This is a genomic window from Pseudomonas chlororaphis subsp. chlororaphis (genome assembly GCF_003945765.1).
GTDB classification, from domain to species: domain Bacteria; phylum Pseudomonadota; class Gammaproteobacteria; order Pseudomonadales; family Pseudomonadaceae; genus Aquipseudomonas; species Aquipseudomonas chlororaphis.
The window spans coordinates 2,560,184-2,578,963 of record NZ_CP027712.1; the positions used below are offsets into that span (position 1 = coordinate 2,560,184).

The following is an 18,780-nucleotide window of genomic DNA, read 5'->3' on the forward strand; positions in this document are numbered from 1 at the left end:
AGGTCGCGGCCTGCGGCATCAGCTCCTCTCACTCATCACCGATTGACATCAGGCTGGCAGCCCACGCTTGGCTGGCAGCGTAGCGGGCGTAATAAGCCAGCTTTTCTGCCTTACTCAAGCCGGTAAAAAACGGCAGGAAGTACTGGTCGTTGTAGTAACCCTGGGCACCTTGCAACTGCCTTCCCCACCATGCAGGGTCGTAACCTTCGAAGGCTACCCAGGGCGGCGGAACGGCGAAACGCTGGCGCTGAATGGCTTCGAGAAAGTCAGTGCTGTTGGTTACCAGGCGCACCGTGACGGCGTTGAATTCCCGGGTGGATATCAAACAGATCAGGTGCTGGTGGTTTTGGCGGTTTTCATACTGCCTGACGGGAAGGTCGTTGAAGCTGCGCTCGTGGCTCAAGGTGAAGCTGGATTCGATAAGGGCCTGGAAGGCATGCCTGTCGCTCCCATCGATCAGCAAGGCCCAGTAATAAGCCGGCACGCCTGTGTCTTCCAAGGAAACCACACGCAGTGGAAGGGGCAGGGCGGGAATGTGTGGCAGAGGTTCGGTGAAAACCGCTTGGAGTTCTGACAGGGAATAGCCCGCAATTTGCTCCTTGGGGGTTCGGTCAAAAAGACCTGCGATGCGGCTGAAAAAATTCATATCGTCCTTGATTCAGCTTTGATGTGTCCATTGAAAGGGCTCCTCGAGGCCATTGATTTAGGGTTCCTTGAAACCCGGCAAGCCATTGGCCTTACGCCAGTCTTGGACTGTTTTCAAAATTCCCTTTGGCGAATCGTCTTCACCATCCTCGAGATAATAAATCCAGTCAGATGCAGCGGGATTGCCGGTCATTTCAATAAAGTGCTCTAGCAACTGATCCTGATATTTCTCGGTGCCCACCGCATTGCATATTTCGTCGAGCAGTTTAAGAAAATCGCTTTCGGTGTACTCAGGTAGGGTTTTTCCTTTATGGGGGGCGTGCCAGGCCGACCATATAGAGTCGGTCAGCAGTGGCAACTGATGTACAGCTCCAGATCTTTGGGGAGGGGGATGGCTGTAAGGCGTTCTATGGCGCTGGCTTGCTCTCGGGTGAGGAGGTAGCTATGTACGGCGTCTGCTTCGCTCTGCCAACCCATAATCGGCATCAGCATTTCTGTAGTGAGAGTTGGTAGTTTTGTCTCGAATACAGCGTCGTCACTATTTGTAGGTGCGCCGTGTATCTCGAATTTCAGGTTGTACTTCATGGCTCAATCACTCTGGTTTTATCCGCTGGTTTGGTTTGCTGGCCGGTTATTGGGTCGAACTCGCCTAAGTGTTTGCCACGTTTGTTGTACTTCTCCAGCCTGCCGTGTTGGGAGTCCCATTCGTAGATCGTACCGTCTTTGTCTTTCCATCGATCACGCAAGCCGCCACCTTTTTTGGGGGTTTTAGGCTTTGACCATTTGAGGCCAGGGAAAGCGGGGAGATTTTGGGGTTTGGGATGATAGTTCTGGCCTCTGGGCAGATTTAACACGATATAGAGCGGCCGAACCCCGGACCCCGGCGGGAACACCAGGATGAAGTCCTTGTACTCCGGCGGGTAGATCGGGTTGACGATGAGGGTGTCCGCCTGTTCGGTGGGCGGAAAGATCCAGATGTGCGGCGCTTGGGGCGCGGCCTCCAGTGGGGGGATGCCGGAGGTGCTGGACGGGTCCACCGCGGGCGTCCAGATCAGGGTGACGCCATCGCCGAAGTCGGCCACCTGTTGCTGGCCTTCGGCAGCAAAGCGCACCACCGGGACCATTTCCCAGCCACGCTGCTTTTGCGTGTTGTAGCCATAGCCCTTGAGCGTGCCGTCGGGCCGTTGTTCGAGATGCAGGCGGACGCGGGTACGGCCTTCTTTCAGCGCGTCGAGTTGCTCGGGCGTGTACAAGGCGCTATCGCCCAGGCTCGAAGGCCAGAGCATGGCCACCATGCCAGCCAGGGCACCCGCGATCACGCCGCCGACCCCGGCGGACGCCACGGCCTCGCCACCCAGCGCAAGGCTACCCAGGGCGGCGGGAAGGGCGCCGCTGATTTTCTTGAGCGGGATATTCCCCGTCGCGTCCGCGCCACGGCCCCCCAGCAAGACAAGCTCGCCATAGTCCTTGATGGCGTCGGTGGGAATCGCCCCGGATGGGCTGAGGTAGTCCATGACCCCGTCGGGCAGCTTGCAGGATTTGGTAAAGGTGCAGCCGGCCATCGCCTGTTGCTTGCGGGGTGGGCTGGCGAGGCTGTCTGCGTAGGCTTGTTGGCGAACCAGCATCTGTTCATAGGCGTTTTGCCTGGCCTCTTGCTCAGCCCGTTCGCTGGGGGTCATGTCTCGATAGGTGACGTGGTGGCCGTCGCCGGAAGGGGGATTCTTGATCGGGGGGAGTCTGTTGCGCGCCATCGAGGGTTCTGCCTGTCCATCCAGTGCGGTTTTCCAGCCGGCGGCGGGATGGCATCAACCCTATTGGCTATGGACAGGCATTACTGCGGGAGGAATCTGAAAGGTTTGAAGGGCAAGTCTTTACTTTTACGGGCTGACAAGCAGGACGATTCTGGCTAATGCCGATCCGTTAAGGACGAGAGTGGGGGCTGGTGTAGGAGCGAGCTTGCTCGCGATGGACTTGAGAGCGCCGCGTTCATCCACTCGACACGCGTTATCGTTAACCGCCATCGCGAGCAAGAACTAGGCGTCCCCCTTGTAAGCTGGTTTTGCCTGCTTCGGATCGTGGTTCGCAAAGGTTTCAAGGTCGTGAGCGAGCCTGAGCCGGCTCAGGCTTCCCGGCCGTGGGCCGCCGCGGCCAGCTGTTCGGTATCGACCCGCACGAAGATCGAGTCGCCAATCGCCGTCAGCACATCGCCGGCGTAGACCTCGCAGATCACCCGGCTCTTGCGCCCGACTTCGCCTTCGACCTTGGCGCGCAAGGTCAGGGGCACGCCCATCGGTGTGGGCTTGATGAATTTGATGCCGAGGTTACCGGTCACGCAGTTGATCCGCGGCTGGCTGTCCAGGGCGCGATTTTCGGCGCGGTAGTGGTAGGCCATGGCGGTCCAGTTCGAGTGGCAGTCCACCAGCATGGCGATCAGGCCGCCGTACACCAGCTCGGGCCAGCCGCAGTATTGGCTGTCCGGCAGGTGCTCGGCCATCACATGCACCCCATCCTCATGCCAGTGGCTCTTGATGTGCAGGCCATGGGGGTTGCGGCTGCCGCAGCCAAAACAAACGCCGTCCGGCGCGGTGCTGTCTTGCAGGGAGAGTGGGTGCATGTGTCTTACCTTTTTTATTGTTGGAGAGGGGCCTGGCGATGCCCTCAGGCCGCCACTTGTGCCTGTATCTGCAGGTCGCCGTCGACGTCCTTGACCAGCCCGCTGGCCAGCAGCAGGGGCAGCAGGCACTGGTGCAGTTGCGGCTCGACGAATTCCTTGACGGTGTCCAGCGCCAGGTTGCCGCTGGTTTCCAGCTCGGCCTTGGTGTAGGACAGCCAGGCCTTCTTCAGCACCAGCAGCACGTCGCTGCCAGCGGTGGTGGCGAAGCGGCGGTGGGTGACTTTACCGTCGAAGTCGAAGCTGTGCTGATAGGCATAACCGCTCTCGACGCCCGCGCTGGCGACACAACGACCGCAGGTGCATTTGCCGTCGCCGAAGGCCGTGCGCAGATAGGTGTTGAAGTCCACCACGGGCTTGAGCCCCAGGCGCTTGTCGACTTCGAACAGATCCCCGGTCAGTTTTTCTTCAGTGCTCAACGTCCATTTCCTCAAGTCATGCGGCGTGTTTTTACAGGGCCGCACGATACCAGCCGGACGCTTGCAGGGGTAATTTTCTGCCCGGAGGGGGCGAGAAACCCTGCGCCATGAACCTGGACCGGCGGCTGTTGCCGAGCCTGGCGCCCGTAGTGAACAAGTGGCCAGTAAAAGAGAGGCATATTGCCTTCTCCAATAAGGCCCGATGCTGGCCCCGCGGTCACTCAATTACCGCCAAAATCACTTTAATTTCAGGTGGTTAGGTAGATCGAAAAATGCGCAATGTGTGGATGACGCTGACCTCGTTCGCCTTGGTCAGCGTGGCTGTCGCGGCCGAGGGCAAGGAGTTGCCGGCCAATGACCGGTATGTGTGCAGTTGGGGCGCGGGGACGGCGGCGCGGGCGCAGGAACTGAAACTGTCGGGCGTTTCGCTGTATGCCGCGCGGCAGAAGCTGCAGACCTACAAGTTCAGCAAGGGCTGGATGCGCATGTTGGCCCTGGGCATTACCGAACAGACCTACGACAGCCCCTCGCGGGCCAAGCCGGCGACGGTGCGGCAGAGTTTTTACGACGATTGCGTGCGCTACAAGCTGGCGCGCAAATAACCCGGGAAGGCACGCGCAATTGCCGGTTGCCCGGGCTGCCATGCTGGCCTGGGCGCCGGCGATCCTGGGTCGAGGCCTGTCGGCTTTGCCTCATGTACCCGGACCTTTGGTCCATGGGCCGACAGCGTCCGCCGCCATCTGATCCGTATTTTTCTTCGTCACCTGCGTCTGTATCGGGATCAGATCTGGCCTGACAATAACGCACCCCTCAGGCGCACCGGCCCGCCGGCTGGAGCCTGAGGCTGCGTTCTGCTTTTCGCGTTGGCGAAAACCTATTGTTCAGGAGGCCTTTATGGCGAAGATGGCGATTTTCTTGTTTGGATTCTTGGCGCTGACCATCGCGATCGGTCTGCTGGCGACCATCTCTCCGGTCTGAGGGGAAAACCTCAGGCCAGCCCCGTCTCGCCGAGGCGGCCGAACCACTATTTGGAAAACTTCCTCGCCCCGGCCACGCACAAAATCACCGCCACGGTCACTCCCAGCATGCCCAGGCTGACCTGTTCATGCAGCAGGGTGGCCGCCAGGGCCAGGCCAAAGAACGGTTGCAGCAACTGCAACTGGCCGACGGCGGCGATCCCTCCCTGGGCCAGCCCGCGATACCAGAAGACAAAGCCGATCAGCATGCTGAACAACGCGACGTACCCCAGGCTCAGCCAGGCGGGCAGGGTAATGCCGCTAAATGAAGGCGGGGCACGCAACAGGCTCAGCACGGCCATCACCGGCAGCGCCAGCACCAAAGCCCAGGAAATCACCTGCCAGCCGCCCAGGGTGCGGGAGAGCTTGGCGCCTTCCGCGTAACCCAGGCCGCAGACCAGGATCGCCAGCAGCATGAGGATGTCTCCGGCCGGCGCGGCGCTCAGCCCCTGGGACAGGGCAAACCCCACCACCAGCAGGCTGCCCAGCACCGAGAACAGCCAGAACACCGGCCGCGGCCGCTCGCCGCCGCGCAGCACGCCGAACACCGCGGTGGCCAGCGGCAGCAAGCCCAGGAAGACGATGGAGTGGGCCGAGGTCACGTACTGCAGCGCTAACGCGGTCAGCAGGGGAAAGCCCACCACCACGCCCAGGGCGACTATCGCCAAGGGCCACAGCTGGTTTCTGTTCGGGCGTTTTTCCTTGAACAGCAGCAACAGGCACAAAGCCAGGACCCCGGCGATGCTGGCGCGGGCCACGGTCAGGAATAGCGGGTCGAATTCCAGCACGGCGACCCGGGTGGCCGGCAGCGAGCCGCTGAAAATCAGCACGCCGATAAAACCGTTGAGCCAGCCGCTCGCGGCCTTTTGCGTGGTGGGGTGTGGCAGGGGGGATGTCCGTTCCATTCAGGGGCTCAGCTCTGTTCAAGGGTAAGCGCCGCGCTGCAGGGCGAGATTGCGCCTGGGCTGCTCAGGCCCCATCCTAGGAGCGCTAAGCAATACAATCAAAATATTGTCATGGATACATTCCGCTATGGCCCGTGCCCGCTACAAACAACTGGTCGATGCTTTTGCCGCCGATATCCGTGGCGGCGCACTGCCGCCCGGTGCCCGCCTGCCGACTCACCGCGAGCTGGCCGCCAGGGAAGGGCTGGCCCTGGTGACCGCTTCGCGGGTGTATGCCGAGCTGGAGGCCATGGGCCTGATCAGTGGCGAAACCGGGCGCGGCACCTTTGTCCGCGAGACCGCGTTGCCGCCGGGCCAGGGTATCGACCAGCAGGCCACGGCGGCGGGCACTCTGGACCTGAATTTCAACTATCCGGCGTTGCCCGGGCAGGCCGAAGTGTTGCGCGGCGGCCTGCGCCAACTGGCGGCCGCCGGTGACCTGGAGGCGCTGCTGCGCTACCAGCCCCACAGTGGCCGCAGCCACGAGCGGGCCGCGGTGGCACGGTATCTGGTCTCTTGCGGGTTGCGGGTAGACGCCGAGCAGGTGTCGATCGTCAGCGGCGCCCAGCATGGCCTGGCGACCACGGTGATGGCGCTGCTCAAGCCCGGCGATGTGGTCGCCACCGATGCCCTGACCTACCCGGGGTTCAAGGTGGTGGCCGACGCCCACGGCGTGGAGCTGGTGTCGATTGCCCTGACCGAGCACGGTCCCGACCTGCAGGCTTTCGAGCGGTTGTGCCGCAGCCGGCGGGTGCGGGCGGTGTACGCCATGCCGACCCTGCACAACCCCATGGGTTGGGTGCTGGATCTGGCGTGGCGCGAGCGTCTGGTGCACATAGCCCGACAGCATCGCCTGCTGATTATCGAGGACGCCGCCTATGCCTTCCTCGCCGAGGATCCGCCCGCGCCCCTGGCGGCCCTGGCGCCGGAACTGACGGTGTATGTGTCGGGCTTTTCCAAGAATGTCGCCACCGGACTGCGGGTCGGTTTTGTCGTCGCGCCACCGGCCTGGGTGCCGCTGATCGAACGGGTGATCCGCGCGACCACCTGGAACACCCCCGGGGTGATGACGGCGCTGGTCTGCAACTGGATCGACGACGGCACCGTGGCGCGCCTGGAAACCGAGAAGCGCCAGGACGCGCAAGCCCGTCAGGCGCTGGCCAGGGAGGTGTTGGCCGGCCTGGCGTACATCGGGCATCCGGCGTCCTATTTTCTCTGGCTGCCGCTGCCCGAGGAGGTGCGTGCCGATCAGGTGGCCATGGCCTTGCTGCGGGAGAATGTCTCGGTGTCCACCGCCGAGCCCTTTGTCAGCGCCGCGCCGGTGCCCCACGCGATTCGCCTGGCCCTGGGCTCGGTCGATATGGATCAGCTGCGGGTGGCGCTGGAAAGGGTGCGCAAGGTGATTGCTCAATACGCCTACTGAAGGCCCCGCGCGGCAAGGCGCGGGAGCCCGTTGGCCGTCAGACCTTGAACTGGGTTACCAGGCCGTTGAGTTCCACCGCCAGGCGCGACAGGTCCTGGCTGGCAGCGTTGCTCTGGTTGGCTCCGGCCGAGGTCTGGGTCGCCAGGTCGCGGATGTTCACCAGGTTGCGATCCACCTCGCGGGCGACCTGGGCCTGCTCTTCGCTGGCGCTGGCGATCACCATGTTGCGTTCGTTGATCGAGGTGATGGCCTGGGTGATCTGGTCCAGGGCCAGGCCCGAAGCGCGGGCGGCTTCCAGGGTCAGGTGGGCGCGTTCGTTGCTGTGGCGCATGGCGCTGACCGCGCCTTCGGTGCCTTCTTCGATGGTGTTGATCATGCTTTCGATTTCCTGGGTCGACTGCTGGGTGCGATGGGCGAGGGCCCGCACCTCATCGGCGACCACGGCGAAACCGCGTCCGGCATCGCCTGCCCTGGCGGCCTCGATGGCTGCGTTGAGGGCCAGCAGGTTGGTCTGCTCGGCGATCGAGCGGATCACCTCCAGGACCTGGCCGATATTGCGCACATCCACCGCCAGGTGCTCGACCTGCTCGCAGGTGCGGGTCACCTCGTCGGCCAGGTCGCCGATGGAGTCGACGGTGTGCTGCACCTGCTGCCGGCCGTGGTGGGCGGTGGCGTCGGTTTCCCGGGATGCTTCGGAGGTGCTGACGGCGTTGCGCGCCACTTCTTCCACTGCCGCGGTCATTTCGTTGACCGCGGTGGCGGCCTGTTCCAGCTCGTTGCTCTGCTGGTGCAGGGTCTTGCTGGAATCCTCGGTCACCGCATGCAGTTCCTCGGCGGCCGACGCCAGCTGGCTGGAGGAATCGGCGATCTTCTGCAGGGTGCTGCGCAGGCTGTTCTGCATGCGTTGCAGGGCGTGCAGCAGGCGCGCCGGTTCGTCGTTGCCGGTCACGCTGATGGCATGGCACAGGTCGCCGCTGGCGATGGTTTCGGCGACTGCCACGGCCTGGCTCAGCGGCCGCACGATGCTGCGGGTGAGCACGATGGCCAGGCCGACGGTCAGCACCAGCACGATGGCCAGGATCGCCAACACCAGCCCGACCGCGCTCTGGAACACTTCGTTGCTGCGCGTGGCGGCCACTTCGCCGCCGTGGGTATTCACCTCGACCACGCTCAGCAGTTCCTTGAGCATGGCGTCGGCATTGGTCAGGAACGGCCCGCCGTCGACGATCGCGATCGCCTCGTCCTTGCGCCCCTGGCGCGCCAGGTCGAGGACGCGCTGCTGGTCCTTGAGGTACAGCGCCCTGACCCCCAGGTAGCGCGCGTACGCAGCCTTTTCCTCGGGGGCGATACTGAGTTTTTCGTAGGCCAGTTGCTGGGCCGACAGTTGCTCGTCGAGTTGCTTGACCCGGTCCAGCAGGGCCTCGACTTCGGTTCTGTCGCGTACGACCAGCAGGCGCAGGGTCAGGGTACGGATCTGGGTACTGGTCAGGGCCACGGCATTGGCCGCGACGATCGAGGGCAGCCAGTTCCTGTCGACCTCGAGCGACTGCTCGTTCATGCGCCGCATTTCCAGCAGGGAGAACGCCCCGAGCGCAACCGCGAGCAACGCGATCAGGGCAAAACTGAGGCCTGCACGGCGGGAAATGTTCATCGATCGTAAAAGCATGACTGTGTTCCTTGTGGCGGCAAAAGGCACAACCTGCGCGGCATCCGGCAGGTTCGCAGCAAAGCGGCGCGCGCTCGGAAAGGCTCCGGGGCGTCGTCGGTTCTTGCAGGCAAGACAGGCGGGAGGCGCATCGTGGCGCCTTCTTTTATGGGGTCTTCCGGAGTGGATGGGATCGCGCGGACCCTGGCCGGAGAGGGGGCGATGATATCACAGTGATGTCGCTTTTTTGGCCGACACAGGCTGTTTCCGGCCGATGAAAAAGGCGAGCCGTGGCTCGCCTTGGGTTTTTCAGGGTGTTTGCCGGGGTCGGCGGATCTGCTCAGTCGTCCTCGGCTTCAGCCAGTAGCGCGACGTAGTTCTTGATGTCGAACTGGCTGTCTCTGTTGAAGGCCAGCCAGTTGGAGAGGCTGCAGAGGAACGCAAAAATGGCGCTGTCCCCGAATGCCTCGAAGTTGCCAGTGGGTTCATGGCTGAAAAAATAAGCGGGTTCCAGGCACAGGATGCCGGTGGGGTAATGCTGTTTTTTTTCCCGGCACTCTTCAAACATCCACTTGGCGATGGTGGTTGAGTCCGCACCTTTGAAAGCGATGATGTAGGAAGGCACCTGGTATTGATTTTTGAAAAAGGGCTTTTCTTCCGACTTTTTCCGTTGCAGCCGCTGGACGGCGTGGCTCTGTTCGAACGCCTGGACCTTCTGGACCCGTAGGTCGGACTTCACTTCGATGGCCGCCGCCACGGTATCGGCAAAGTACAGCCGTTGCTTGCCGGAGGTAATCGGCAGGCTGAAGCTTTGCTCGCACTCGAGGACGATATCCACCTGGCCGGTGGTTTGGCCGTAGCAGTCCATGATGACGCCAGAGCCATAGCGAATGTTCTGCGGCAGGACCCGCGCCAGCAGGCTTTCGATAATGAGCTCCCGTTCATTTCCAATAACCGTCGAAGGGTACTTCTGCGATTGCTTGTGCCCCAGCATCAAGCTTTCTTTCAGCGTCTCGATGCTGTTAAGCAGCAGGTCTTTCCCTGGCATGACTCACTCCGTGTATGACATTTATGGATCAAGCAGCCCCGTTTGAATCCGGGGCTGCCCGACAGTAAGAAAGCCGGGAAGGGGTGTAAAGGCATTTGTCGAGAACAGAAGTGCCGCTGAAGGCGGTCGTTCCGTGAGCCTGGGTTCAACCGTGCTGGATGCCCGCGCGCTTGAGCAACTGCTTGCAGCGCTCGGACAGGTGGGTCACCCGCAGGTGCTTGCCGGCCTTGCCGTAGCGTTCGCGCAGGGTTTTCAGGGCGGCGATGGCCGAGTAGTCGACGAAGCTCAGGTGGCGGCAGTCGAGGGTCACCTGGGCCGGGTCGCCCGCCGGGTCGAAGTGGTTGAGGAAGGAGGTGGTCGAGGCAAAGAACAGGGTGCCGTGGACCCGGTACAGCTTGCTGCCGTCGGCTTCCTCGTGGCTGTCGGCGTAGAGCTCGCGCGAGTGCTGCCAGGCGAAGTTGAGGGCGGCGATGACGATGCCGCACAGCACCGCGATGGCGAGGTCGGTGAACACGGTGATGATGGTCACCGCGACTATCACCAGCATGTCGTTCAGCGGCACTTTGTGCAGCACCCGCAGCGAACCCCAGGCGAAGGTCTGCTGGGCCACCACGAACATCACCCCGACCAGTGCCGCCAGCGGAATGCGCTCGATCAGGGGCGAGAGAAACAGCACGAACAGCAGGATCATCGTCCCGGCGACCACCCCGGACAGCCGGCCGCGGCCGCCGGAGCTGAGGTTGATCACGGTCTGGCCGATCATCGCGCAACCGCCCATGCCGCCGAACAGGCCGGAGGCGATATTGGCCGCGCCCAGGGCCACGCATTCGCGGTCGGGGAAGCTGCGGCTCTCGGTGATTTCGTCGGTGAGGTTGAGGGTCAGCAGGGTTTCCAGCAGGCCAACCATGGCCATCAGGAACGCGTAGGGGGCGATGATGCCCAGGGTCTCCAGGTTCCACGCAATGTCCGGCAGCACCAGGCGCGGCAGGCCGCCGGCGATATGGGCCATGTCGCCCAGGGTGCGGGTCGGCAGGCCCAGCAGGTAGACCAGCAGGCCGACCCCGAGGATCGCCACCAGCGCTGGCGGCACCGCGCGGCTCAAGCGTGGCAGCAGATAGACGATGGCCATGGTCAGCGCCACCAGCCCGAGCATCAGCCACAGGGGCGTGCCGCCGAGCCAGCGTTCATCGGCCTTGAAGTGTTCCAACTGAGCCAGGGCAATGATGATCGCCAGACCGTTGACGAAGCCGAGCATCACCGGATACGGCACGATCCGCACCAGTTTGCCCAGGCGCAGCAGGCCGAAGGCGATCATGACCAGCCCTCCCAGCAGCACCGTGGCCAGCAGGTACTGCACGCCGTGCTGCACCACCAGCGCGACGATCACCACCGCCATCGACCCGGCCGCGCCGGAAATCATCCCCGGGCGGCCGCCGAACAGCGCGGTCAGGGTGCAGATGATAAAGGCCCCGTACAGTCCCATCAGCGGGTTGAGGTGGGCGACCAGGGCGAAGGCGATGCACTCGGGCACCAGGGCGAAAGAGGTGGTGAGTCCGGCCAGGACGTCGGCGCGAAGGCGAGCGGGTTTCATGGTTTACCTGAGAGGGTGGCCAGGGGCGGCCGGGGTTGCGGGGGATTGTCGAAAGGCGGCGAATGTTACGGAATTACAGCCGCGCCAGCCAGCCATGGGGCTTGTATTGATGGGCGCTCGCGGCAAGACTGCACGGCTCCGGCGCTTAATACCGGGCAGCCAAGGAGCCTCCATGCCATCAAGCAAACGCGAGCAGGCGCGTCTCGAACGCCGCCTGGTCGCCAGCCTCACCGACGCCTGCGAAACCGCCAAGGCACAAATCGTCGGGTTCTCCTGGCTGACCCATGTGGTCGATTACGCGGCGTTTCCCGCCAGCCTGAGGGTGGTATGGGTGTTCGACACCCAGGCCAGCAAGGCCCTGGCCCTGGCCTGCGGGCAGGGTGAGCGCATGCTCGAACTGACAGCCATGGCGCTGCATGACGCCGGCGTGGAGTTGCAGGCGCTGGCGGCCCATGTGCGCTACGACAGCGAAGAACAGTGCCAGCGCATCAACGGCGGCAACTGGCAACAACGCCTGGCGCGGCTGGGCTGAGCGCCGCTGGCAAGCGCGGCTAAACGCCGCACCCGACCAAGGTCGCACACAACCTGTCATCCATTTGGCAGGAAGCGGGGCGCCTCGTTTTGCTACCATGCGTGGCTTTTACGGATGAGCCGCCTGGCGACTCGTCTGGACTTTCGGCTCCTCAAAGGGCGGTAACGAATGAGTGTTTTGTTGAGTCGCCGCGAGGTGATTGCAGGTATGGGGGTGTTGGGTCTCGGTCTTCTGGCCGGCTGCGATACCCGGGGCCAGCTGTCGTACAAATATGGCAAGGATCTGAGCGACAAGATCATGGGCCGTACCTTCAAGCTGAAGGACACCGAGGGCAACGTCAGGACGCTCTCAAGCTATAGCGGCCTGATGCCGATGGTGTTCTTCGGTTTCACCCAGTGCCCGGCCATCTGCCCCACGACGCTGGCGCGCGCGGCCCAGGCCAAGAAACTGATGGGCCGCGACGGCGACCGCCTGCAGGTGATCTTCATCACCCTGGACCCCGAGCGGGATACCCCGGAGGTCCTCGACGCCTACGTCAAGGCCTTCGACCCGTCGTTCGTCGCGCTGTATGGCACGCTGGAGCAGACCGCGGCCACGGCCAAGGAATTCGACGTGTTCTACGAGAAGATCCCCAGCGGTTCGACCTACACCCTGTCCCACACCGCCACCAGTTTTGTCTACGACTCCCGGGGCACGTTGCGCCTTGGCTTGTCCCAATCGCTTACCGCGCAAGAGTGCGCGGAAGATTTACTGACCGTCATGGAGGTCTGCTGATGTACCCGGCCCTGAATAAAACCGCTATCGCCCAACGCGCCAAACGCATCCTGATCGGCCTGTCCCTGCTGGGCCTGGCGGGCCAGGCCGCGGCCCAGACCCAGGTCGACGACGCCTGGGTACGCGCCACCGTCGCCGGGCAACAGGCGACCGGGGCCTTCATGACCCTGACCGCCAGCGACGACAGCAAGCTGCTCAGCGTCGAGTCGCCAGTGGCCAAGATTGTGCAGATTCACCAGTCGAGCATGCACAACGATGTGATGAGCATGCGCCCGGCGGACTTCGTCGCGTTGCCGGCCGGCCAGGCCGTCGCCCTGGACCCCCACGGTTATCACGTGATGCTGATCGACCTGGTCGCCCAGGTGAAGGAAGGCGACAAGGTGCCGCTGACCCTGGTGGTGGAAAATGCCAAGGGCGAGAAAGAGTCGATCAAGGTCGAGGCCCAGGCCCGCGCCCTGAATATGCCCGACCACAGCAAGATGCAGCATTGATGGTTGGCGGCACCTGCGACGACCGGCAGCCAGGCTGAAGCATGGCCAAGGAAATCGACAACCCCTGCATCGCCGTTTGCCAGTTGAGCGGCGACCTGTGCCTGAGTTGCGGGCGCAGCAAGGACGACATCCGCCAATGGAAGCGCATGAAGCGCCCGGAAAAGATGGCGGCGGTGCAGCGGGCGAGCCAGCGCTTGAAGGCGCTGCGCAAGAAGGGCGGCGGAGCCAGCCGCTGATCTCCCCCCAGCCGGCCTCCAGCGCCGGCCTTCAGATTCCCGGCGTCTGCGCCGCACACTCGCGTAACCAGGCGATACAGGCCGAGACCCGTCGCGGCAGGGCCTCAAGGGCCGGGTGGACGATGTAGTAGTCGTATTCGCCGCTGCGGGTAAACCCGCTGAACGGCAGCACCAGCCGGCCTTGCCCGATTGCCTCGCTGACCAGATGCTCGCGCCCGATCGCCACGCCGGCATGGTGGATGGCGGCGGTAACGCAGAGGTCCGAGCGATCGAAAGTCACCCCGCGTTTCGGCATGGCCACGCCGGCGCCGTGCTGGCGAATCCACAGCGCCCATTCGGAATCGAACGTGGCGTGGTCCCAGGCCAGTGAGTCATGCAGCAGGGTGCAGTGCTGCAGTTGCTCGACCGCGCCGGTCAATCCATGGCGTTCGGCGTATTGCGGGCTGCACACCGGTGCGACCCGCTCCTGCATCAGCTTGTGTGCCACCAGCCCATGGAACTCGCCATTGCCGTAGTACAGCGCCAGGTCGATCTGCCGGGTGCGGAAGTCGATGCGGTCGTTGCCTACGCGCAGGTCGAGCCTGACCCCGGGAAAGCGCTGGCCGAACTCGGCCAGGCGCGGCACCAGCCAGGAATGGGCGATGGACGGGTGGGCGTACAGGGTCAGCGGCCCGGCCAGGTCGGCGTCGACCGGCTGGGCCAGGACTTCGGACAGCTCGCCCAGGGTCTGCTGGAGGATCGCGAAAATCCGTTCGCCGGCCTCGGTCAGCTCCACCCGCCGGGTCAGCCGGCGGAACAGCTGGATCGACAGCTCCGCCTCCAGCCGGGCGATGCGATGGCTGACCGCGCTGGCGCTCAGGCACAACTCATCGGCGGCCTTGCTGAAACTCAGGTGGCGGGCCGCGGCCTGGAAGGTGAACAGGTTCGAGAACTGGCTGCTGTTGAGCTTGGCATCCAGTCGGGGCGGTAGGTTGTACAAGCCGGCGCTTCTCCTGTCGGTCGGTTATGAGCCTTGCAGCACCCGGGCGCCTTGCGCCAGGTAGGCCTGCATCTCGGTGTCCGGGACCATGCTGCCGCCCGTGGCCCAGACCAGGTGGGTGGCCCGGGCGTAAGCCGCGGCGCTCAGGCCGCTGCGCTGTAGGTACTGGTCACGCTGTGCCTGCACCCGGGCGATGCCTGGGACACCAGCCACCGCCGAAGGCTCCAGGTGCAGCTGTTGGTGCTTGGCCATCAGCCAGACCAGGGCATGCAGTTCGTCATCGCTGACGGTGTAGTAACCCTCGATCAGCCGCTGCATGGCGCGGCCGACGAAACCCGAGGCACGGCCGACGGCCAGGCCGTCGGCGGCGGTGAGGTTGTCGATGCCGAAGTCCTGCACCGACACCTCGTCATGCAGCCCGGTGTGCACCCCAAGCAGCATGCACGGCGAATGGGTGGGCTCGGCAAATATACAGTGAACGGCGTCGCCGAACGCCAGCTTCAAGCCGAACGCCACGCCGCCGGGGCCGCCGCCGACGCCGCAGGGCAGGTAGACGAACAGCGGGTGCTCGGCATCGACACGGACCCCGGCCTGCGCCAGTTGCCGGCTCAGGCGTTCAGCGGCTACGGCGTAGCCGAGGAACAGGTCGGTGGAGTTTTCGTCATCGACGAAGTGGCAGGCCGGATCGGCGCTGGCCTGCTGGCGCCCCTGGGCCACGGCGATGCTGTAGTCGCTTTCGTACTCCATGACGTTCACGCCATGGGCGCGCAGCTTGTCCTTCTTCCATTGGCGGGCGTCGGCGGACATGTGCACCGTGACCTGGAAGCCTAGCCGGGCGCCCATCAGGCCGATGGACAGGCCCAGGTTACCGGTGGAGCCGACGGCGATCCGGTAGTGGCTGAAGAACGCCCGGGCCTCGGGCGAGTCGAGCACGCTGTAGTCCTGGTCCGGGTGCAGCAGGCCGGCCTCCAGGGCCAGGCGTTCGGCGTGCTTGAGCACCTCGTAGATACCGCCGCGGGCCTTGATCGACCCGGAGATCGGCAGGTGGCTGTCCTGCTTGATCCACAGCGCGCCGGGCAGGGCTTGCCCATAGCGGCTGGCCAGCACCGCCTGCAAGGCCGGCAGCGGCTGGATCGGCGATTCGAGAATGCCGTGGCTGGCCAAGGTCTCGGGAAAAGCCACGCGAAAATACGCGGCGAAACGCGCAAGGCGGGCGCTGGCGTCGGCCACGTCGGCGGCGCTCAGCGCAAGATCGCCCAGGCCATCGGCCAGGGGCGCGCGGGTGGCGGTGAACCAGGTGGTTTCGCGCAACGCCATCAGCTCTTCGAGTAGCGGGAAGCGACGGGTCCAGGTAGCGAGTGGCTGGCCTGCGATCATGGGGAAGTCTCCTGTGGCAAAGGTTTAAACGAAATGAGAGAGGGCCAGGGTCAGCAGCAGGGCCACCACCGAGGCCAGGACCGTGGCGCTGGTGAAGGTCTTGAGGGCATCGGCCAGCGACACCCCGAGGTATTCCTTGACCACCCAGAAGGCCGAGTCGGTGACGTGGGTCCAGCCGATGGCCCCGGCGCCGATGGCGACCACGATGATCTCCTTGCTGTAGCCTGAGTCGACGCCCAGGGTCGGCAGCACGATGGCGGCGGCGCTCATCATGGCCACGGTCGCCGAGCCCACCGCGAAGTGCATCAGGCCCGCCACCAGCCAAGCCAGGACTACGGGGTTGATGTCCAGCCGGGTCAGAGAATCGGCCAGCACCTTGCCCACGCCGCTGTCGATCAGGATGCCGTTGAAGGCGCCGCCGGCACCGATGATCAGCAGGATGCTGGCCAGCGGCGGCAGGCTTTTCTGGGTGTGCCCCAGCAGGTCTTGCATGCCCAGGCCACGGCGCAAGCCCAGGGACCAGTAGGCGAAGACCACGGCGATCAGCAGCGCCACCAGCGGGTTGCCGAAGAACGACAGCAGCCCGGACAGCGTCGAGCCGGCGGGCAGGGCGCTGGCGAAAGTCTTGCCGATCATCAGCAGCAGCGGCAGCAGGATGGTCAGCAACGTCAGCCAGAAGCCGGGCAGCACTCGTTCGCCACGGGCCTCGCAGCGCTCCTCGAGGAAGGCCGCCTGCCAGGGTTCGGCCTGGCTGCGCGCCACCAGGCGGATCCACAGCGGCCCGGCGACTATGGCGGTGGGCAGGCCGACGATCAGGCCGTAGAGGATCACCTTGCCGACGTCGGCCCCCAGCAAGTGGGTAATGGCCATGGCCGCGGGGTGCGGCGGCAGCATGCAGTGCACGCACATCAGCGACACCGCCAGCGGCACGCCGAGGCGCAACAGGTTGAGGCGGGTGGCCTTGGCCACCACGTACACCAGCGGAATCAGCAGGATGTAGCCGACCTCGAAGAACACCGGGATGCCGGCGATGAACCCCACCAGCATCATCACCCAGGAGGCGCGCCGCTCGCCCAGGGTGTCGAGCAAGGTCCGGGCGATGCGTTCGGCACCTCCGGACTCTTCGAGCATCTTGCCGAGGATACTGCCCAGCCCGATGATCGCGGCGAGAAACCCCAGGGTATCGCCCAGGCCCTTCTGAAACGATTCGAGCATGGCATTCAAGGGCATCCCCGAGCCCATCCCGACCAGGCCGCAGGCGGCGATCAGCGCCAGGAAGGCATGCACCCTGAACCTGACAATCAGCACCACGATCATCACGATCGCGGCTAACAACACCCACAGCAACGCGCCATTGCTTTGCATCGGCCAACCCTCTTATTGATTTTGTGACGGGGTCCGTCAAAGGACTTCGCGGGGCGAGAGTTAACGCTCGGCCGCGCGGGGCTGACAAAAGATCATTGCTCAGCAGATGGGTGATGCTGGGTCAGCTGTGGGCGCCGGTGGCGGGTGCGGTACAGCAAGGGATTGCGGTTGGCGGGAAGAATTTTTCATTGGTGGCCTTTTGATATTGCTCGTCACTCTCTAGAATCGCCGCGGCCACTCCAGCCATGGAGGCGCTTCGCTACCCAACCTAAGGAAACCGCAATGAAGATTGGAAAGATTCTGGGCCTGTCCCTGATGCTCGCGCTGACCGGTTGCGCCAGCTTCACCAAGGACGAAGTGGCTACGGTGGATCTGCCATCCATGTCCAGCTACGCTAACAAGCCGAATGTCTATGTGAGCTTCAACTTCTATCAGGGCGAGCCTCAAAGTGCTTCGGCCGTCGAAGTGCCGCAGGCGCGCGACATGCTCAAACCCCAGTTGCAAAAAATCTTGAGCGACTCCGGCCTTTTCGGTCGCGTGACCCTGGATGAGTTCCAGAAGCAACCAGGTGACTACAATCTGCGGCTGAAGGTCTACAACCATCCACCTGGTGGCGGGCAGATGGTCATGGCCTTTATCAGCGGCTTCACCTTCACCATCATCCCGACGATGGCAACCGATCAATACACTATGAGCCTCGAGGCGCTGGACCCGCAGGGCCAGGCTGTCAGCAGTTCCAGCAACCATGATGGGATCAATACCTGGATGGGCATCTGGTTCGTGCCGCTGATGGGCAATACCCCGAAGGCAGCGGTGAGCGATACCTTCACTCGGCAGGTCAATGCGCTGCTCAAGCAGATGGTCGAGCGCAACAGCCTGAAATATTCGGCGCTCGATTCCCGCGTGCCCCGGGTCTGAACCGAATAAAAAAGAGCCGCTTGAGCGGCTCTTTTTTTGTCCTTATTTCAGCGCCTGGATGAACTGCGGGTCGCTGTACAGGGCTTTCAGCAAATCACGCACCAGCGGGTTGTAGGCATTGGCGGCGTTGGGGATAGCGATGGGCCCGAAGAAGCTGCTACTCCATTGGCTGCTCACGGTCTGGGTCGACTCATATGCCACCTCGCTGCCCTTGAGCAGGGTGAAGCGCGCCGCAAGCTCGCCATGACCGCTGGCCACTCCGGCGCTCAGTTCGTTCTTCAGCACCAGCACCTGCAGGTGCCGTTGCGCTTGCGGGTCCAGCAGGCCGGCGCGGCGCAGCTCTTCGTTGATGGCGTCCTGAATATGCAAGGGGATGCTGCCGCTGGGCGAACGGATCGGATTGGCGCGGACCGACAGCGAACCCTGGCCGGCCGCCGCCGTTACCTGTGTATCGCTGATCGTGTGCAGAGGCGGGCTCTGTTTGAGTCGTTGGACGTTGTCGTAACTCGGTTCATAGCGCGTCATGGTCATGCCACAGCCTTGCAGCAACAGCGCGAGCAGAGGAACGAACAGCAGGGATTTTTTCACGGCATTTCCTTGCGTGAGGGGATTGGTGGGGCGGGATTATCGAATGATGTCTATTTGATATCAATGTTGTAAGGCATGATCCTGGAAAACCCTTTGTCGCCTGCGGCCTGAATTTTCC

General features: G+C 63.6%; 21 protein-coding genes and 1 pseudogene. 7 read left to right on the forward strand and 15 right to left on the reverse strand.

Annotation, left to right across the window (positions count from 1 at the left end):
- Positions 1 to 28 precede the first annotated feature (28 nt).
- From C4K27_RS11885 to C4K27_RS11910, 6 genes are all read right to left on the reverse strand, one after another.
- On the reverse strand, positions 29 to 646 hold the full coding sequence (locus tag C4K27_RS11885; RefSeq protein WP_053260568.1) for a hypothetical protein: 618 nt from the start codon (positions 644 to 646) through the stop codon (positions 29 to 31).
- Between the two features lie 57 nt (positions 647 to 703).
- On the reverse strand, positions 704 to 1,003 hold the full coding sequence (locus C4K27_RS11890; protein ID WP_238437603.1) for a bacteriocin immunity protein: 300 nt from the start codon (positions 1,001 to 1,003) through the stop codon (positions 704 to 706).
- Positions 991 to 1,230, reverse strand: coding sequence for a pyocin S6 family toxin immunity protein (locus tag C4K27_RS11895; RefSeq protein WP_053260569.1), 240 nt, complete (start codon positions 1,228 to 1,230; stop codon positions 991 to 993). Before C4K27_RS11895 ends, C4K27_RS11890 begins: the two co-directional genes overlap by 13 nt.
- Entirely contained in the window at positions 1,227 to 2,396 is a 1,170-nt protein-coding gene (locus C4K27_RS11900; protein ID WP_053260570.1) for a colicin E3/pyocin S6 family cytotoxin, read from the reverse strand. Before C4K27_RS11900 ends, C4K27_RS11895 begins: the two co-directional genes overlap by 4 nt.
- A gap of 368 nt (positions 2,397 to 2,764) precedes the next feature.
- Positions 2,765 to 3,259, reverse strand: a complete 495-nt coding sequence (locus tag C4K27_RS11905) for a PaaI family thioesterase (protein WP_053260571.1) — start codon at positions 3,257 to 3,259, stop codon at positions 2,765 to 2,767.
- 44 nt (positions 3,260 to 3,303) lie between these two features.
- Positions 3,304 to 3,735, reverse strand: coding sequence for a hypothetical protein (locus C4K27_RS11910; RefSeq protein WP_053260572.1), 432 nt, complete (start codon positions 3,733 to 3,735; stop codon positions 3,304 to 3,306).
- 272 nt (positions 3,736 to 4,007) lie between these two features.
- On the opposite strand from C4K27_RS11910, the gene C4K27_RS11915 reads away from it, so the two are divergent.
- Complete coding sequence (locus tag C4K27_RS11915) at positions 4,008 to 4,337, forward strand: hypothetical protein (RefSeq protein WP_007924875.1); 330 nt, start codon at positions 4,008 to 4,010, stop codon at positions 4,335 to 4,337.
- A 422-nt stretch (positions 4,338 to 4,759) separates the two neighbouring features.
- On the opposite strand, the gene C4K27_RS11920 is transcribed toward C4K27_RS11915, so the two are convergent.
- Positions 4,760 to 5,656 carry a DMT family transporter gene (locus tag C4K27_RS11920; protein ID WP_053260573.1) on the reverse strand — a complete coding sequence of 299 codons (897 nt, stop codon included), beginning with the start codon at positions 5,654 to 5,656 and terminating at the stop codon, positions 4,760 to 4,762.
- Between the two features lie 127 nt (positions 5,657 to 5,783).
- On the opposite strand from C4K27_RS11920, the gene C4K27_RS11925 reads away from it, so the two are divergent.
- A complete protein-coding gene (locus C4K27_RS11925; protein ID WP_053260574.1) occupies positions 5,784 to 7,118 on the forward strand; it encodes an aminotransferase-like domain-containing protein in 1,335 nt (444 codons plus the stop codon).
- 37 nt (positions 7,119 to 7,155) lie between these two features.
- Here C4K27_RS11925 and C4K27_RS31730 read toward each other — a convergent pair whose 3' ends face one another.
- The 4 genes and pseudogenes from C4K27_RS31730 to C4K27_RS11940 all read right to left on the reverse strand — a co-directional run bounded on the left by C4K27_RS31730 (position 7,156) and on the right by C4K27_RS11940 (position 11,402).
- Entirely contained in the window at positions 7,156 to 8,019 is an 864-nt protein-coding gene (locus C4K27_RS31730; protein WP_370686802.1) for a methyl-accepting chemotaxis protein, read from the reverse strand.
- A pseudogene (locus C4K27_RS31735) lies at positions 8,014 to 8,784 on the reverse strand (MCP four helix bundle domain-containing protein); the annotation flags it as partial. The gene C4K27_RS31730 and the pseudogene C4K27_RS31735, both read right to left, overlap by 6 nt.
- Before the next feature lie 319 nt (positions 8,785 to 9,103).
- On the reverse strand, positions 9,104 to 9,811 hold the full coding sequence (locus C4K27_RS11935; RefSeq protein WP_053260575.1) for a DUF6602 domain-containing protein: 708 nt from the start codon (positions 9,809 to 9,811) through the stop codon (positions 9,104 to 9,106).
- A 145-nt stretch (positions 9,812 to 9,956) separates the two neighbouring features.
- Positions 9,957 to 11,402: a SulP family inorganic anion transporter gene (locus C4K27_RS11940; protein WP_053260576.1), complete on the reverse strand. Its 1,446-nt coding sequence runs from the start codon at positions 11,400 to 11,402 to the stop codon at positions 9,957 to 9,959.
- Between the two features lie 172 nt (positions 11,403 to 11,574).
- Between C4K27_RS11940 and C4K27_RS11945 the strand changes: the two genes are divergently transcribed.
- From C4K27_RS11945 to C4K27_RS11960, 4 genes are all read left to right on the forward strand, one after another.
- A complete protein-coding gene (locus tag C4K27_RS11945; protein ID WP_007924887.1) occupies positions 11,575 to 11,934 on the forward strand; it encodes a hypothetical protein in 360 nt (119 codons plus the stop codon).
- Positions 11,935 to 12,102: 168 nt separating this feature from the next.
- A complete protein-coding gene (locus C4K27_RS11950; protein WP_007924889.1) occupies positions 12,103 to 12,708 on the forward strand; it encodes an SCO family protein in 606 nt (201 codons plus the stop codon).
- Positions 12,708 to 13,199, forward strand: a complete 492-nt coding sequence (locus C4K27_RS11955; RefSeq protein ID WP_053260577.1) for a copper chaperone PCu(A)C — start codon at positions 12,708 to 12,710, stop codon at positions 13,197 to 13,199. Before C4K27_RS11950 ends, C4K27_RS11955 begins: the two co-directional genes overlap by 1 nt.
- A 41-nt stretch (positions 13,200 to 13,240) precedes the next feature.
- Complete coding sequence (locus C4K27_RS11960; RefSeq protein WP_007924891.1) at positions 13,241 to 13,435, forward strand: DUF1289 domain-containing protein; 195 nt, start codon at positions 13,241 to 13,243, stop codon at positions 13,433 to 13,435.
- A gap of 31 nt (positions 13,436 to 13,466) precedes the next feature.
- Here the strand turns inward: C4K27_RS11960 and dsdC are convergent, their stop codons facing one another.
- Genes dsdC through C4K27_RS11975 form a run of 3 tightly spaced genes read right to left on the reverse strand, consistent with a single transcriptional unit; the run spans position 13,467 to position 17,156 of the window.
- Positions 13,467 to 14,414 carry a DNA-binding transcriptional regulator DsdC gene (gene dsdC / locus C4K27_RS11965; protein WP_053260578.1) on the reverse strand — a complete coding sequence of 316 codons (948 nt, stop codon included), beginning with the start codon at positions 14,412 to 14,414 and terminating at the stop codon, positions 13,467 to 13,469.
- 24 nt (positions 14,415 to 14,438) lie between these two features.
- Positions 14,439 to 15,791, reverse strand: coding sequence for a D-serine ammonia-lyase (locus C4K27_RS11970; RefSeq protein ID WP_053260579.1), 1,353 nt, complete (start codon positions 15,789 to 15,791; stop codon positions 14,439 to 14,441).
- A gap of 24 nt (positions 15,792 to 15,815) precedes the next feature.
- Positions 15,816 to 17,156 carry a GntT/GntP/DsdX family permease gene (locus C4K27_RS11975; RefSeq protein WP_053260580.1) on the reverse strand — a complete coding sequence of 447 codons (1,341 nt, stop codon included), beginning with the start codon at positions 17,154 to 17,156 and terminating at the stop codon, positions 15,816 to 15,818.
- Between the two features lie 282 nt (positions 17,157 to 17,438).
- Between C4K27_RS11975 and C4K27_RS11980 the strand changes: the two genes are divergently transcribed.
- Positions 17,439 to 18,074, forward strand: coding sequence for a hypothetical protein (locus C4K27_RS11980; protein ID WP_007924896.1), 636 nt, complete (start codon positions 17,439 to 17,441; stop codon positions 18,072 to 18,074).
- 42 nt (positions 18,075 to 18,116) lie between these two features.
- On the opposite strand, the gene C4K27_RS11985 is transcribed toward C4K27_RS11980, so the two are convergent.
- Complete coding sequence (locus C4K27_RS11985; protein WP_007924898.1) at positions 18,117 to 18,662, reverse strand: hypothetical protein; 546 nt, start codon at positions 18,660 to 18,662, stop codon at positions 18,117 to 18,119.
- Positions 18,663 to 18,780: the final 118 nt, after the last annotated feature.

What these genes read in the sequence shown, in the direction of transcription:
- C4K27_RS11885 (WP_053260568.1), bottom strand. Translation starts at nt 646, where the DNA reads ATGAATTTTTTCAGCCGCATCGCAGGTCTTTTTGACCGAACCCCCAAG.
- C4K27_RS11895 (WP_053260569.1), bottom strand. Translation starts at nt 1,230, where the DNA reads ATGAAGTACAACCTGAAATTCGAGATACACGGCGCACCTACAAATAGT.
- C4K27_RS11900 (WP_053260570.1), bottom strand. Translation starts at nt 2,396, where the DNA reads ATGGCGCGCAACAGACTCCCCCCGATCAAGAATCCCCCTTCCGGCGAC.
- C4K27_RS11905 (WP_053260571.1), bottom strand. Translation starts at nt 3,259, where the DNA reads ATGCACCCACTCTCCCTGCAAGACAGCACCGCGCCGGACGGCGTTTGT.
- C4K27_RS11915 (WP_007924875.1), top strand. Translation starts at nt 4,008, where the DNA reads ATGCGCAATGTGTGGATGACGCTGACCTCGTTCGCCTTGGTCAGCGTG.
- C4K27_RS11920 (WP_053260573.1), bottom strand. Translation starts at nt 5,656, where the DNA reads ATGGAACGGACATCCCCCCTGCCACACCCCACCACGCAAAAGGCCGCG.
- C4K27_RS11925 (WP_053260574.1), top strand. Translation starts at nt 5,784, where the DNA reads ATGGCCCGTGCCCGCTACAAACAACTGGTCGATGCTTTTGCCGCCGAT.
- C4K27_RS31730 (WP_370686802.1), bottom strand. Translation starts at nt 8,019, where the DNA reads ATGCAGAACAGCCTGCGCAGCACCCTGCAGAAGATCGCCGATTCCTCC.
- C4K27_RS11935 (WP_053260575.1), bottom strand. Translation starts at nt 9,811, where the DNA reads ATGCCAGGGAAAGACCTGCTGCTTAACAGCATCGAGACGCTGAAAGAA.
- C4K27_RS11940 (WP_053260576.1), bottom strand. Translation starts at nt 11,402, where the DNA reads ATGAAACCCGCTCGCCTTCGCGCCGACGTCCTGGCCGGACTCACCACC.
- C4K27_RS11945 (WP_007924887.1), top strand. Translation starts at nt 11,575, where the DNA reads ATGCCATCAAGCAAACGCGAGCAGGCGCGTCTCGAACGCCGCCTGGTC.
- C4K27_RS11950 (WP_007924889.1), top strand. Translation starts at nt 12,103, where the DNA reads ATGAGTGTTTTGTTGAGTCGCCGCGAGGTGATTGCAGGTATGGGGGTG.
- C4K27_RS11955 (WP_053260577.1), top strand. Translation starts at nt 12,708, where the DNA reads ATGTACCCGGCCCTGAATAAAACCGCTATCGCCCAACGCGCCAAACGC.
- C4K27_RS11960 (WP_007924891.1), top strand. Translation starts at nt 13,241, where the DNA reads ATGGCCAAGGAAATCGACAACCCCTGCATCGCCGTTTGCCAGTTGAGC.
- C4K27_RS11970 (WP_053260579.1), bottom strand. Translation starts at nt 15,791, where the DNA reads ATGATCGCAGGCCAGCCACTCGCTACCTGGACCCGTCGCTTCCCGCTA.
- C4K27_RS11975 (WP_053260580.1), bottom strand. Translation starts at nt 17,156, where the DNA reads ATGCAAAGCAATGGCGCGTTGCTGTGGGTGTTGTTAGCCGCGATCGTG.
- C4K27_RS11980 (WP_007924896.1), top strand. Translation starts at nt 17,439, where the DNA reads ATGAAGATTGGAAAGATTCTGGGCCTGTCCCTGATGCTCGCGCTGACC.